Source organism: Microbacterium sp. LWH10-1.2 (assembly GCF_038397765.1).
Lineage (GTDB): Bacteria > Actinomycetota > Actinomycetes > Actinomycetales > Microbacteriaceae > Microbacterium > Microbacterium natoriense.
In genome coordinates this window covers 3,505,944-3,519,220 of record NZ_CP151638.1, presented here as the reverse complement: position 1 = coordinate 3,519,220, position 13,277 = coordinate 3,505,944, and the positions used below count along the sequence as shown (strand labels likewise).

Here is a 13,277-nt window from a genome sequence, read left to right as displayed (position 1 = left end):
CTCAGAAGTTGTTGATGACGGATGCGAACACGAGGTCGATGCGCTCGGCGTTCGACGCGTCGAAGAGCTGTCCGCCCGTGGCATCCGCGATCCGCTGCAGAGCGGAGGTGTCGGCGCCCTCTCCGTACGCGATCGGGAATATACGAACAGGAGCGTCGGATCCGCCCTCCTTCGTGCTCTTCCCGATCTTCGCGATCAGGGAGTCGAGCGACGTGGTGGAGTCGGTGTCCTCACCGTCGGAGAGCACGACGATCGCGTTGATGCGACCGGGTTCGGCGCGCTTGCTCATCGCCTCGTATGCCGTGAGGATCGCGTCGTACAGCGGGGTCCCGTTGCGCTGTGCGTAGTGCAGGTCATCCAGTGAGGAGTCGAGCTTCTCGCCGTCGGCGCCCAGCGCCGTGACGTCGCGCAGCACCTGTATGCCATCGCCGGCATCCGATGAGATCCCGGTCGTGAACGCCCACACGCCGACCTCGTCGGTCGGGCGGAAGTGGTCGAGGGTCGTCTGCGCGCCCTGGATGGCGCCGTCGAGCCGCGAACGGCCGTCGCCGATCGGATCGTCCATCGAGCCGGAGATGTCGATGAGCTCCAGGACGGACGAGGGCTTGCGCACCTGCGTCCACTGATCGATGGCGGTGGAGATCACGTCGACGTCGGGCTTGGGGAGCGTCACCGCGGGCTGGTCGGGGTCGACGCCGTAGTTGGCGGTGAAGAGCTTGCCCAGCGGCACCGATTCGTCGAGCGGGCGGAAGCCGTACGTCGGCAGGATCTTCTGAGCCTCTGTGGTCTGCAGGAACGCCGCGAACGCCTCGCCCGCCGTGCGCTGCTCCGGAGTCACCCAGTCCGCGCCGAGCACGGTCACCGGGTTGTCGGACCACATCGAGCCCCCTGCCGGATAGACCGCGACGAGCTTGGTCTTCGGCGGGACCAGGGTCTCGCCGGGCTGCACCGTGTGCGAGTCGGGGTTGCCCTGGTTGTAGTTGAGCAGCGACGTCTCCTCGAGGGCGACGGCCGAGACATAGGCGGAGCCGTTGGAGCCGTTCTGCGTCTCGTCATACAGGGTCGACAGCACGTTGCCGGTGGTGTCGCCGTAGTGGATCACGCACTCCTCGAACACGCGAGAGAAGTCGGCAGCGGCATCCACGTCAGCGGATGTCAGGTCGGCGGACTTGCCGGACGCCTCGTACGACTGCATCAGGATCGTCGAGAGCCCCGTCGTCGAGGTGTTCGGGTTGGTCTTGGAGATCTTGAAGGCGCCCCAGATGTCCTTGCCGACGCTGCCCCAGCCGTCCGGATCCTGGCAGAGCTTCGACAGGTCGGTGATGCTGATGGGCGTGTTCGGCCAGCCGAGCGCCTTGGCCATCGGCTCCGGCATGCCGAACACGACGGGCGTGCGCGTGAAGGACTTCGGGTCGCCGACGAGGTTGGCGGAGGCGGCCGCGGCGACGCGGTCGGTCCACACGGTGGATGCCGGCGACCACAGCGTGGGCCACAGGTCGTGGTCGTCACTCGGCCAGTCCTCTCCCGAGGTGAGATACCGCGCGGCGTTGCCGGATGAGACGTTGATCGGGCGGACCGTCGCGCAGGTGCCGAGCTTCTTGTGCTCGGGCGAGTCCTTGAACGCCGTCGCGAGCGCGTCGAGCATGTTGACCTTCTCGGAGGAGGTCGCGATGGTGACGTGGGTGCACCCGTCGTCGGGGAAGCCCTGGCCTTCGCCGTTCGTGCCGCCGCCGTCGTCTCCGCCGAACGAGCAGGCGGAAAGGGTCAGTGCGACGATCGCAGACATGGCGATGACCGCCGGGGTCCGTCGGCCGAGGAATCTTCGTGCGGTGCGAGGCGCGCTCATGGGCCTAGGGTATCCAGATAATCGCCTCCCGATCACTGGTCGGCGTCAGGCGAGCGCGACGCTCCCCTGCAGCGCGTGCACGACGGGGGCCAGCTCGGGCTGATCCGCGGCCTCGCCGAGCGTGCGCTCCAAGGCCTCGTCGTGGATGGGGTGCGCCTTCTCGTAGAGCGACTGACCGGCCGCGGTGAGCTCGGTGTAGATGCCGCGGCGGTCGTCTGCGCAGAGGATGCGGGTCAGCAGGCCCCGGTCTTCGAGGCGGGTGACGAGGCGGGTCGTGGCGCTCGGGCTCAGTGCGGTGGCGCGCGCCAGCTGCTGCATCCGCATGTGCCAGCCGTCTTGCCTGCTGAGCGCGTCGAGAACGGTGTACTCGACGACGGAGAGGTCGACGGAGGCGCCGAGCGCGCGCTCCAGCTCGGCCTCGATGATGCCGTGCAGGGCGGCGAGCGTGCGCCATCCGCGGGCGCGGATCTCGACGGCGTCGTCGGAGATGCCCATGTGTCCTCCAAAGTAGTTGCTTGCGCGGGATAGTTGCGTGTGCAATGATTAGTGCTCGCAACGCAATATCCCGCGTATGCAACTACTTTAGCAGAGAGCAACCCATGCCACTCGGACTCATCGCACTCGCCATCGGCGCCTTCGGAATCGGACTCACCGAGTTCGTGATCATGGGCCTCCTCCCCGAGGTCGCAGCGAGCTTCGGCGTGACCGAGGCCACCGCGGGCTGGCTCATCTCCGGCTACGCGCTGAGCGTGGTCGTCGGAGCCCTCGGCCTGACGGCCGCGACCACGAGGCTGCCCCGCAAGCCGGTGCTGCTCGGACTGGTCGTCCTCTTCATCGCCGGCAACGCGCTCACGGCCCTCGCGCCCGACTACACCACCGCCATGATCGGCCGCATCATCGCCGCCCTGTGCCACGGCGCGTTCTTCGGCATCGGCTCGGTCGTCGCCGCCGACCTCGTCGCCCCGGACAAGAAGGCACGCGCCATCGCGATCATGTTCACCGGACTCACCGCGGCCAACGTCTTCGGTGTGCCGTTCGGCACCTTCATCGGCCAGCAGTTCGGGTGGCGGGCGACGTTCTGGGCGATCTCCGCCATCGGCATCCTCGCCTTCGCCGGCATCGCCGCTCTCGTCACCGTCCCGCGTGCCGGCGGGGCGACTGTGAGCCTGCGGCACGAACTCCGCGCCTTCCGCTCAGGACAGGTCTGGCTCTCGCTCACCGTCACCGTGCTCGCCTACGGGGGCATGTTCGGCGCCTTCACCTACATCGCCTACACGCTCACCGGGGTCACCGGCTTCGCGGCATCCGCCGTGCCGTGGCTGCTCGTGCTCTTCGGCGTCGGCCTCGTCGTGGGCAACGTCGTGGGAGGCCGGCTCGCCGACCGCTCCATCGACCGCACGCTCCTCGGCTTCACCGCCGCGCTCCTCGTCGTGCTGGTCGCCTTCGCGCTGCTCGCCTGGTCGCAGCCGGCCACGATCGCCGTCCTCGTGCTCCTCGGGGCCTTCGGCTTCGGCACGGTTCCCGGACTCCAGAGCCGCATCATGCAGTACGCCGGCGGGGCGCCCACGCTGGCCTCCGGAGCCAACATCGGGGCGTTCAACGTCGGCAACGCGCTGGGAGCCTGGGCGGGCGGTCTCGGCATCGCGGCGGGTCTCGGCTACACCTCGCCCATCTGGATCGGCGCCGCGATCACGGCATCCGGCCTCGTCGTGATGGGGATCGCCGCCCTCACCGCGCGCTCTTCCACCCCGTCGGCCACCACCGCGACCCTGCGCACCATCGCAGCCTGACGCCTCCCTCGTCGAGCCGCCGCGCTCGTTCAGGTCGCAGACCTGGTCGCGAATCGGCTCGGATCGCGACCAGGTTCGCGACCTGAACAGGTGCTCCGCGGGGTGCTACTGCGCCCGCATGAACTCCTCGGCCGCCTGCACCTGCGCGGGTGTCGGGCGGATGCCGGTGTAGAGCACGAACTGCTCGAGCGCCTGCAGCGTCGCGACCTCCGCGCCGCTGATCACGGTCTTGCCCGCGGCGCGCCCCGCCTTCACGAGCGGAGTGTCAGCGGGCAGCGCCACCACGTCGAAGACCACGGATGCCGCGGCGATCTGCTCCTCGGTGAACGACAGCGAGTACTCCTCGGCGCCTCCGGCCATGCCGATGGGCGTGATGTTCACGATGACGTCGGCCGTGGCGGCTGCGGCATCCGCCGTCCACGCGAAGCCGTAGAGGTCGGCCAGGGCCCGCCCGTTCTGCTCGTTGCGGGCGATGATCGTCACGCGGGAGAAGCCCGCGTCGCGGAAGGCGGCCGCCGTGGCCTTGGCCATCCCGCCCGAACCCCGCAGCAGAACGGACGAGGCCGGGTCGAGGGCATTGCGCTCGATGAGCTGGGCGATCGCGGAGTAGTCGGTGTTGTACGCGGTGAGCACGCCGTCGTCGTTCACGATCGTGTTCACCGAGTCGATGGCCGTCGCCGATGCGTCCATGCGGTCGACGAGCGCGATCACGTCTTCCTTGTAGGGCATCGAGATCGCGCAGCCGCGGATGCCGAGGCCGCGGACTCCCGCGATCGCCTGGGCGAGATCGGTGGGCGCGAACGCCTTGTAGATCCAGTTGAGACCGAGCTCCTCGTACAGGAAGTTGTGGAACCGGGTCCCGTTGTTGCTCGGACGCGCCGAGAGCGAGATGCACAGCGTCATGTCCTTGTTCAGCATGGTCACCGCACCAGGCTACTCGGGCCGCTGCGGAGCCGCCGACGGAACACCAGCGCATGACCGGCGCAACGAACGCAACCCCTCGAACTGGGGGAACCGCGCCTGGCCGAAAACGGCGGAACGTTGATCAGACCCTGGAAATCTCGGGGTTCCGAGAGGCGCAACGCTAGCGCAACCCCGGCACTCTGGTGGCGAGACGACGGCCGTCGCTAGCTTTCCCCTGCGATCGCAGAGAACCCGACTCCGACCCACCCGAGGGTCGAAGGCTCTGCCGCACCGTTCTGGGGAGGACGCTCGTGAACCCGTTGAGAGGCCCCGTCCGCAGCGCCGGCATCCGTCGTTCGCGGACCACCCGTGTCAGTGCTGCGGTGTCCGTGGTGGCGATGCTCGTCGCATTCTTCGGCGTGGTCGACGCGACCACCGGAACTCAGACCGCATCGGCCGCCCCCGGTTCTCCCGGTGTGCCCGGAGCGCCGTCCGTCCTCTTCCAGGAGGACTTCCAACAGGGGACGGGCGTCACAGAACTCGAGAGCTACGTCTCCGCATCCGGAGCGACCTATTCGGCTGATCCGTTCTGGCTCGACGCCACCGCGTGCAACGGCTTCATCCTGAGCCAGGCCAACGCGTTCCCCGGTGGGAGCGTCTGCGCAGGCCGTGCGACCGAGTGGACCGAGGTGCAGCGCAAAGCGGCGGCCCTCGGACTGCTGAACAGCCCGCAGAACACGACGACCAACCGCGCCGTATCGAGCAACACGTCCTCGAACGGCCCGGCCAATGCCCGCCAGTTCATCAGCTCTCAGCTCTCGGTGCCGTCGAACGGACGGTTCATCACGTTCTCCGTGGATGCGGCGGCGACGAACTGCGGCGCCGGCAACCAGCCGTCGCTCCGGTTCTACCTGACGAACGCGGCAGGCACGGAGACACCGGTCTCCAGCTCGGCCATCAACCCCTGCACGGACTCGCGACGGCTGACCACGACCGCCTTCGGCGGCTCTGTCAGCTACGGTCGCTTCCCGGCGAACGGCTCGATGCTCTATACAAGCGCCACCCTCGGCATCACCATGCGCAATGTCCAGGGCAACGGGATCGGCAACGACGGCGCATTCGACAACATCCGCGTCCTGGACGTGACCCCGCAGCTCGACAAGTCGTTCAGTCCGACCTCGGTGCCGACGGGCGGCGTCTCGACGTTGACGCTCACGGTCACCAACACCAGTGAGCTCGCGGAGAAGGTCGGCTGGTCGTTCACGGATTCCCTCCCCGCCGGCCTGGTCGTGCGTTCTCCCGCCAACGTGGGGGGCACGTGCACCGCGACGGTCGCCGCGGCCGCAGGGGCGTCATCCGTCGTCGTGTCGAACGGGAGGCTCAACGCCGGGCAGGCGTCGTGCACCATCACCCTGGATGTCACCTCGAACACCGCGGGGACGTACACCAACTGCGCCGCGAACATCACCGCCCATCTGGGCATCGACCTTCCGGCCTGCGCTGCGGTGAGGTTCTTCTCCTTCGATCCATGTGTGGCGGTGCCGGTGTGGACGAACACAGCGAATGCTCTGCAGCAATACAACCCCACGACGTTCCAGCTCGTCTCGTCGACGCCTTTGATCCGCCAGTACGGCGATATCGCGTGGAGCAGCAACGGAAGCGCGCTGTACGGGGTGGACTACGACGGTGGCACGGGTCAGACGCCGGTGCTGCGGCGGATCGATCCTGTGACGGGCGCCGAGCTCGCGTCGGTCGCGATCACGGGGCCGATTCTGACGCAGGCGACGGTTCCGGGTCCGAGTGCGACTCTGTACAGCCTGAACGCGTTGGCGGCGCTGGACGCGAACACGTTGCTGGTGGGGTCGTACTCGTCGAGGGCGATCTATCGGCTGGATGTGAATACAGGGGTCACGACGCTGTGGACGCAGTTCCCGAACGAGATCAGTTCTGCGGGCGACTTCACGGTGCTGCCGGACGGCGACATCCTCGCCTTCGGTGTGCGCCCTCTTGATGGAAACCTGTCGAACTCGCGGGTCTACCGCATTCATCCCGACGGCTCGATGACGCAGATCGGCACCGTTCCGGCGATGTGGGGTGGCGCGCAGTCCGGAGGCAACTTCTTCATGGCCGCGCCGAGCGGACAGATCAACCGGATCCCGTTGGCGACTCTGCCCACGGCGGCGAGCACGGCGATGCTCTCCTACACGACGGTGCTGTCGGGAGGACCGCAGTTCTACGGGGCGAGCGCTGTTCAGGATGCGGGTCAGTGCGTCGGTCTGACGATTACGAAGGCGCCGAGTCCGGCGGTGATCACCGGTGCGGGGCAGACCGTGACCTACAGCTTCACCGTGAAGAACATCTCTGACGTGCGCATCCAGAACATCGTGGTGACCGATGTGCAGCAGGCGCCTGCGGGGGCGTTGACGTCTGGTCCGACCTGCCCGGTCACGGCGCTGAACCCGGGGCAGAGCACGGTGTGCACCGGTACGTATGTCGCGACGAACGCGGACGTCGGCCATGGTCGCATCGACGACACGGCGACCGCGGCGGGGACGACCCAGGACGGTCGCGGGGTCATCTCGAACCAGGCGACGGCGACCGTGCTGATCCAGCCCGTTCTGACCTGGTCGTTGTCGAAGTCCGCGTCGGTCGCTGGAGTCCCGCTCGCCCAGGGGGCCGTCGTCGACCCCGGGAGTGAGATCTCCTACACCGTGACCGCGGTCAGCGCGGCGACGGTCGACATCACGGGCGTGGCGCTGTCGGATGACCTCGCCGACGTGCTGGACGACGCGACGTTCGTTCCGGGGTCAGGGCAGCTCGTCATCGGCGGGGGCGCCCCGGTCGCGGTCGCTGATCCTGCCGGGACGGTCTTGACGGCGGGGCCCTTCACGCTTCCCGTCGGCGCGACTGCCACGTTGACGTATCGGGTGACGGTGGCGGCGGATGCGTGGTCGTCGACGTTGCGGAACGTGGTCACCGGTAACGCGGGTGCGCCGGGTCAGCCGACGCCGCCGCAGCCGTGCACGACGGCGTGCACGACGTCGCAGGTCACCCCGACGCCGGTGCAGGTCCAGAAGGTCGGTGAGGCGTCGACGGGTGTTGTGGTGCCGATGGATGGGTCGTCGTGGGCGATCTTCTCCGCGGCGACCGGGGGCACGGCGGTGGTGGATTCGGTGCCGGCGGCGGTGTCGGGTGGTTCTCCGGTGACGGGCCTGTTCCGTGATGTCACGCTGACGGCGGGGACGTACTGGTTGGAGGAGACGCGGGCGCTGGACGGGTTCGCGTTGCTGGCCGGGCGGGTGCCGTTCACGGTCGCCGCCGACGGCACGATCACCCTCGGCGCTGGTGTCTCCTCGAACGTGCAGCTGGTGGATGTCGACGGCATCCGCACGATCCGTGTCGAAGACGTTCCCGCTCTCGACCTCCCCGACGCGGGAGGGCCCGGCGATTCCTGGATCTACCTGATCGGCCTCACCCTCCTCCTCGCCGGCACCACCGCCGGCTTTGTGCGATCGAAGCGGCTGAGGCGTGCGGCAATCCCCAGTACTGAGGGAATCTCTGACTCGCAGAATCGGCGGAACGAGAGATGACGGCTCTTGTTTCCGGTACTTTCTCCGGCGTAACCAAAACGAGACAGAGCCCCTTGTCGTTCGACACCGGCTGCTCACTAGCTTTCCCTGGTACGCGCTGGGAGCGTTCCCGTGATACCCGAGTCCTCTGGTTGACGCCCCTCGGCGCGAGCCGAATCTGGGGAGGAACCGTGCGCGTATCACGAGACATCGTGGCTCTCGATCGACCGGGGAGCTGGCGGAGACCACTGTCGCTCGTCGTGATCGCGATCCTCATGTCGGTGGCGCTGGTGCCGCTGTCGCGGCCACTTCAGGCGTCTGCCGCTCCGGGAGACCCGTTCGATCCGAACGTCCCCACGGTCTTCATCGCGCAGGACGTCCCCACGAGGCTCTACGCCGCGCAGCAGACGGCGGGGTCCGTCGGGTTCACTCCGATCGGCGCGACGGCGGCGATCGGCTACAACGCGATCGGATTCAACACGACAGACAACTACCTCTACGGGGTCCAGCGGGACACGGCGAACCGAACGACGCTGATCCGGATCGGTCAGGGCGGGGTGATCACGTCTCTCGGTGCGATCTCCGGCCTCGCGACTCCCCCGGCGGGTCAGATCTACAACGAGGGCGCCTTCGGGCAGGGCGCGACGGCCGGGGTGCTCTACGTGCGCTACACGGGTGGAGCGGGAACCTACATCGGCGCCATCGACGTGGCGACGAGGACCGCGACCGGGATCACTCTGCAGGCGGCCGTTCCGAACCTGTCCGACATCGTCTGGAAGGACGGCTTCCTCTGGGGGGTGAGCCAGGCCGACCGGATCTACCGGATGAACCCCGTGACGGGGCAGGTGAGCTCATGGGCGTTGGGGCTGGGCGTGAGCGCGGCTTTCGGTGCGCAGTGGCTGTACGGCAACGGGAACATCGGCCTGTCCGACAACGCCACCGGCAACATCTATCAGGTCGCGATCGCCAACCCGACGGCGGCGACGCCGACCTTCACCCTCGTGTCGACCACGGCAGGGCCGGCCTCGGGCAACAACGACGGCGCCGCGATACCCGGGCTCGATGTCGACCTCGGAATCGTGAAGACCGGTCCGGCGGTCTACACCGCTGGTGCGGCGATCACCTACACGCTCACCGTCACCAACAACGGCCCCGGCGTCTCCTCCGGCTACCAGGTGACCGACACTCTGCCCGCCGGCATCACGGGCGCCTCCTCGCCGACCGCGGGGTGCACGGTGGTGACCGGCGTCCTCCGGTGCGCACTGGCAGGGCTGGCGGTCGGAGCCACCAGGACCATCACGGTGAACGGCACAGTGGCAGCCTCCACCACGGGGTTGCTGACGAACGCGGCGCGAGTGATCGGCAACGAGCGCGACCCCAATCCGTCGAACGATCAGAGCACGACGACCGCCGCCTTCTCCGCGGGGTTCCGGTGCACGGCTGATGTGGTCTACGGCCTCAACACGAGCGGTGCAGTGCTGGCGATCAACCGGGCAACGGGAGCATCGGTGCAGGAGGGGTTCTTCCCGGCCGGTGGTTCCGCTCTGATGAACAGCCTCGCGATCACCGCCGACGGGAGATATGCGTACGCGGCGTCGCAGTCGGGTACCAAGAACGTGTATCGCTACGACACGACGACGGGTGTGGCGTCGCTGGCGGGAACGATTCCGGAAGCGACCTTCAATCTCTTCATGGGTGCGGTTAATCCTGTGAACGGTCTGTATTACATCGGCGGGGTTTCCGGCACGGAGTACGTGTTCTTCGCCTTCGATCCCGTTGCGAACACGTCGTTGGGTCTGCAGTTCCGTGTGGCGGTGCCGACCGGGAGCGGCGCGAACGGTGATCTGGTCTTCGACAGCCAGGGGCGGGCGTTCATCGTGATGTCGAATGGAACGGCAGCGGGCAACCGTCTGGTGGTTGTGGATTCCCCGCCGAGCAACGGGAGTCTCGTAGGGTCGCGGTTGTTGGCGAATCTTGCACCCGCCTCGGCGCAGTTCCAGGGGATCGCGTTCGGCAGCGACGGGTATCTGTACACGCAGCACACGGCGGCGACGCGGGTGCTGTCGCGCGTGGATCCGAACTCGGGAGCCCAGGTGTCGAGTGCGACGATCCTGAACCCGAACGGCACGAACAACACGCTGGTCAGCGATCTGAGCTCGTGCACGTTGAACAGCACGCTGACGCTGCGGAAGGACCTCGTGGGGCGGTACGCGACGGGGGATCAGTTCACGGTCACGATCACCGGCAACGGTGTGGCGTCGGGAAACGCGGGCACGACGTCGGGCACATCGACGGGGTTGCAGACGGCAGCATCGGCGACGGCGGGTGCGGTCGTCGGGGTTCCTGGCCGCACCTACACGATCACGGAGACGCCGAGCGGCGGCGCGGTGCTGGCGAATTACCGAACGACGTGGGAGTGCCGCGACTCACTCAACGGGAACGCACTGGTCGCGTCCGGATCCGGAGCGAGCGGGTCGGTGACGATGCCGTTGGGGTCGAACACCGGTTCCCACATCGTGTGCGTGTTCACGAACACCCCTATCCCGACCTGGACGTTGGCGAAGCAAGCCCTGCGCGGCGCCGACCCGCTCGCCGCAGGTGCGAGAGTGCAGCCGGGTGAGGTGATCACCTACCGTGTCACGGCGACGAACACCTCGGCGGTGCCGGTGTCGGGGACTGTGCTGACGGATGATCTCTCCGATGTGCTCGACGACGCGACCTTCGTCGCGGGTTCCGCCCAGCTCGTCATCGCGGGAGGACCCCCTGTCGCCGAGCCGGACCCGGTGGGTACCCAGTTGACGACCGCGTCGTTCACTCTGCCGGCATCCTCGGCAGCGGTGTTGACGTATCGGGTGACGGTGGCGGCGGATGCGTGGTCGTCGACGTTGCGGAACGTGGTGTCGGGAACGGCGGGTGCGCCGGGGCAGCCGACGCCGCCGCAGCCGTGCACGACGGCGTGCACGACGTCGCAGGTCACCCCGACGCCGGTGCAGGTCCAGAAGGTCGGTGAGGCGTCGACGGGTGTTGTGGTGCCGATGGATGGGTCGTCGTGGGCGATCTTCTCCGCGGCGACCGGGGGCACGGCGGTGGTGGATTCGGTGCCGGCGGCGGTGTCGGGTGGTTCTCCGGTGACGGGCCTGTTCCGTGATGTCACGCTGACGGCGGGGACGTACTGGTTGGAGGAGACGCGGGCGCTGGACGGGTTCGCGCTGCTGGCCGGGCGGGTGCCGTTCACGGTCGCCGCCGACGGCACGATCACCCTCGACGCCGGTGTCTCCTCGAACGTGCAGCTGGTGGATGTCGACGGCATCCGCACGATCCGTGTCGAAGACGTTCCCGCTCTTGATCTCCCCGACGCCGGAGGACCCGGCACGGCCTGGATCTACCTGATCGGCCTCACCCTCCTCCTCGCCGGCACCACCGCCGGCACCCTCAACCTCGCGCGACGACGACGAGCACTCGCCGTCACCTCACGCGGTCCCCGGGCGTGACATGCGCGCCCACCCGAATACCCGAGAAACGCAAGACCCGACCCAAGGGGGAAGAAACATGAAGACCATGAATCCGGCACGACGCGGACTCCGCGTCGGCCTCGCAGCGAGCGCCGCCGCGGTGCTCCTGGGGCTCGGCCTCGCGGCACCGGCGGCAGCGGCGCCGCTGGTCGACCCGAACGCCACCGGCTCGATCACCGTGCACAAGCTCGAAGCGCCTGACACGCCCACCGGTCTGCCGAACAACGGCACGGCCGTGGACACCACGGGCCTCACTCCGCTCCCCGGGGTCGAGTTCCAGGTGCGGCAGGTCACCGGCATCGACCTGTCGACCAACAGCGGCTGGGCGAACGCCTCGACGCTGTCGGGCGTGTTCGACGCCGCAGATCCCGAAGGCTCGATCACCGGCGCGGGATACACGCTCGCGGCGGGTTCGTCGCTGGTGACGGATGCCGCAGGTCAGGCGTCGTTCACCGGTCTCCCCGTCGGCCTGTACCTCGTCGAGGAGACCAGCTTCCCCGCGGGCGTGACGCCGTCGGCGCCGTTCCTCGTCTCGGTGCCGCTGACCGATCCCGACAACCGGGACAACTGGCTGTACGACGTGCACGTCTACCCGAAGAACGCGATCACGACGGCCACCAAGACCGTCGACGATGCGGATGCCGTGCAGCTGGGCGATGAGGTGTCGTTCACGATCACGTCGGACATCCCCAACGCGAACCCGATCGACGGCTTCAAGATCGTCGACGTGCTCGACCCCAAGCTCGACTACGTCGCCGCCACGGTCACGCTCGCCGACGGCACCGCGATCGCCGAGGGCACCGACTACACGATCGTCCACGACGCAGGGACGAACGCCGTCACGGTCGAGTTCACCGCTGCGGGTCGCGCGATCCTCGCCGCGAACAACACCACGCAGGTCGTCGTCGACATCATCACCACGGTGAACACCATCGGCGAGATCGCAAACCAGGCACTCGTCTACCCGAACGCCGCCAGCTTCGACATCGACCCGGGTGAGCCCGGCGGACCCACCACGACCCCCGAGGTCGAGACCCGGTGGGGCGGTCTGACCGTCGCGAAGGTCGGTCAGGGCGGCGCGGCGCTCACCGGAGCCGTGTTCCAGGTGTTCACCTCGGCGGCGGATGCCGCGGCGCAGACGAACCCGGTCACCCTGAACGGGGACACCGAGTTCGAGGTCGTGAACGCGGACGGCACCCTCACGATCGAGGGTCTGCGGTACAGCGACTTCGCCAACGGCGCCACGGTCGCACCGGGTGACGCCGGCTACCTGCAGTACTACCTCGTCGAGGTGCAGGCGCCGAGCGGCTACGAGCTGCTCGCCGCTCCGATCGAGTTCACCGTCACCGCCGCCACGACGGCAGCGGGGATCGATCTGACCGTGACCAACGTGCCGCACAACGGCGGCTTCCAGCTGCCGTTCACCGGTGGCACGGGCACCGGTCTGCTCTACCTGGCCGGCATCGGCCTCATCGCCGGTGGTGTCGTGTTCCTCGTCGTGAAGCGTCGTCGTAACGCCTGACCACCCGAGACGGCGGAGTCCCCACACCGCCGCCATCGAGGGGGCAGCCTTTTCCTCTCCCCGGCTGTCCCCTCTCCAGGGGATGATGCGGCTCGAACCGGATCATCCTCGGGGGCGACCCACCTCCCCGGGTCG

Annotated in this window: 7 protein-coding genes; 4 read left to right on the top strand and 3 right to left on the bottom strand. The window is 68.1% G+C overall.

Translation table 11 applies throughout. From position 1 onward, the window contains the following. Window position 1 precedes the first annotated feature (1 nt). Together MRBLWH10_RS16400 and MRBLWH10_RS16395 are read right to left on the bottom strand one after the other, a co-directional pair. On the bottom strand, window positions 2-1,786 hold the full coding sequence (locus MRBLWH10_RS16400; protein ID WP_341940739.1) for a substrate-binding and VWA domain-containing protein: 1,785 nt from the start codon (window positions 1,784-1,786) through the stop codon (window positions 2-4). Between the two features lie 105 nt (window positions 1,787-1,891). Beyond that, complete coding sequence (locus MRBLWH10_RS16395) at window positions 1,892-2,341, bottom strand: MarR family transcriptional regulator (protein ID WP_223585430.1); 450 nt, start codon at window positions 2,339-2,341, stop codon at window positions 1,892-1,894. A gap of 104 nt (window positions 2,342-2,445) precedes the next feature. Here MRBLWH10_RS16395 and MRBLWH10_RS16390 point away from each other — a divergent pair, with 104 nt between their 5' ends. Then, complete coding sequence (locus MRBLWH10_RS16390; protein ID WP_341940738.1) at window positions 2,446-3,636, top strand: MFS transporter; 1,191 nt, start codon at window positions 2,446-2,448, stop codon at window positions 3,634-3,636. 105 nt (window positions 3,637-3,741) lie between these two features. Here the strand turns inward: MRBLWH10_RS16390 and MRBLWH10_RS16385 are convergent, their stop codons facing one another. Then, complete coding sequence (locus MRBLWH10_RS16385; RefSeq protein ID WP_341940737.1) at window positions 3,742-4,560, bottom strand: shikimate 5-dehydrogenase; 819 nt, start codon at window positions 4,558-4,560, stop codon at window positions 3,742-3,744. 290 nt (window positions 4,561-4,850) lie between these two features. On the opposite strand from MRBLWH10_RS16385, the gene MRBLWH10_RS16380 reads away from it, so the two are divergent. From MRBLWH10_RS16380 to MRBLWH10_RS16370, 3 genes are all read left to right on the top strand, one after another. After that, the gene (locus MRBLWH10_RS16380; protein ID WP_341940736.1) at window positions 4,851-8,129 is read left to right on the top strand and encodes a hypothetical protein; all 3,279 of its coding nucleotides are present in this window, start codon (window positions 4,851-4,853) and stop codon (window positions 8,127-8,129) included. Window positions 8,130-8,299: 170 nt separating this feature from the next. Next, complete coding sequence (locus MRBLWH10_RS16375; RefSeq protein WP_341940734.1) at window positions 8,300-11,599, top strand: hypothetical protein; 3,300 nt, start codon at window positions 8,300-8,302, stop codon at window positions 11,597-11,599. Window positions 11,600-11,657: 58 nt separating this feature from the next. After that, on the top strand, window positions 11,658-13,142 hold the full coding sequence (locus tag MRBLWH10_RS16370; protein WP_341940733.1) for a SpaH/EbpB family LPXTG-anchored major pilin: 1,485 nt from the start codon (window positions 11,658-11,660) through the stop codon (window positions 13,140-13,142). Window positions 13,143-13,277 lie beyond the last annotated feature (135 nt).

Bases quoted from the DNA above. Each gene is read 5' to 3' on its own strand.
- MRBLWH10_RS16395 (WP_223585430.1), bottom strand. From the start codon at position 2,341: ATGGGCATCTCCGACGACGCCGTCGAGATCCGCGCCCGCGGATGGCGC.
- MRBLWH10_RS16390 (WP_341940738.1), top strand. From the start codon at position 2,446: ATGCCACTCGGACTCATCGCACTCGCCATCGGCGCCTTCGGAATCGGA.
- MRBLWH10_RS16370 (WP_341940733.1), top strand. From the start codon at position 11,658: ATGAAGACCATGAATCCGGCACGACGCGGACTCCGCGTCGGCCTCGCA.
- MRBLWH10_RS16400 (WP_341940739.1), bottom strand. From the start codon at position 1,786: ATGTCTGCGATCGTCGCACTGACCCTTTCCGCCTGCTCGTTCGGCGGA.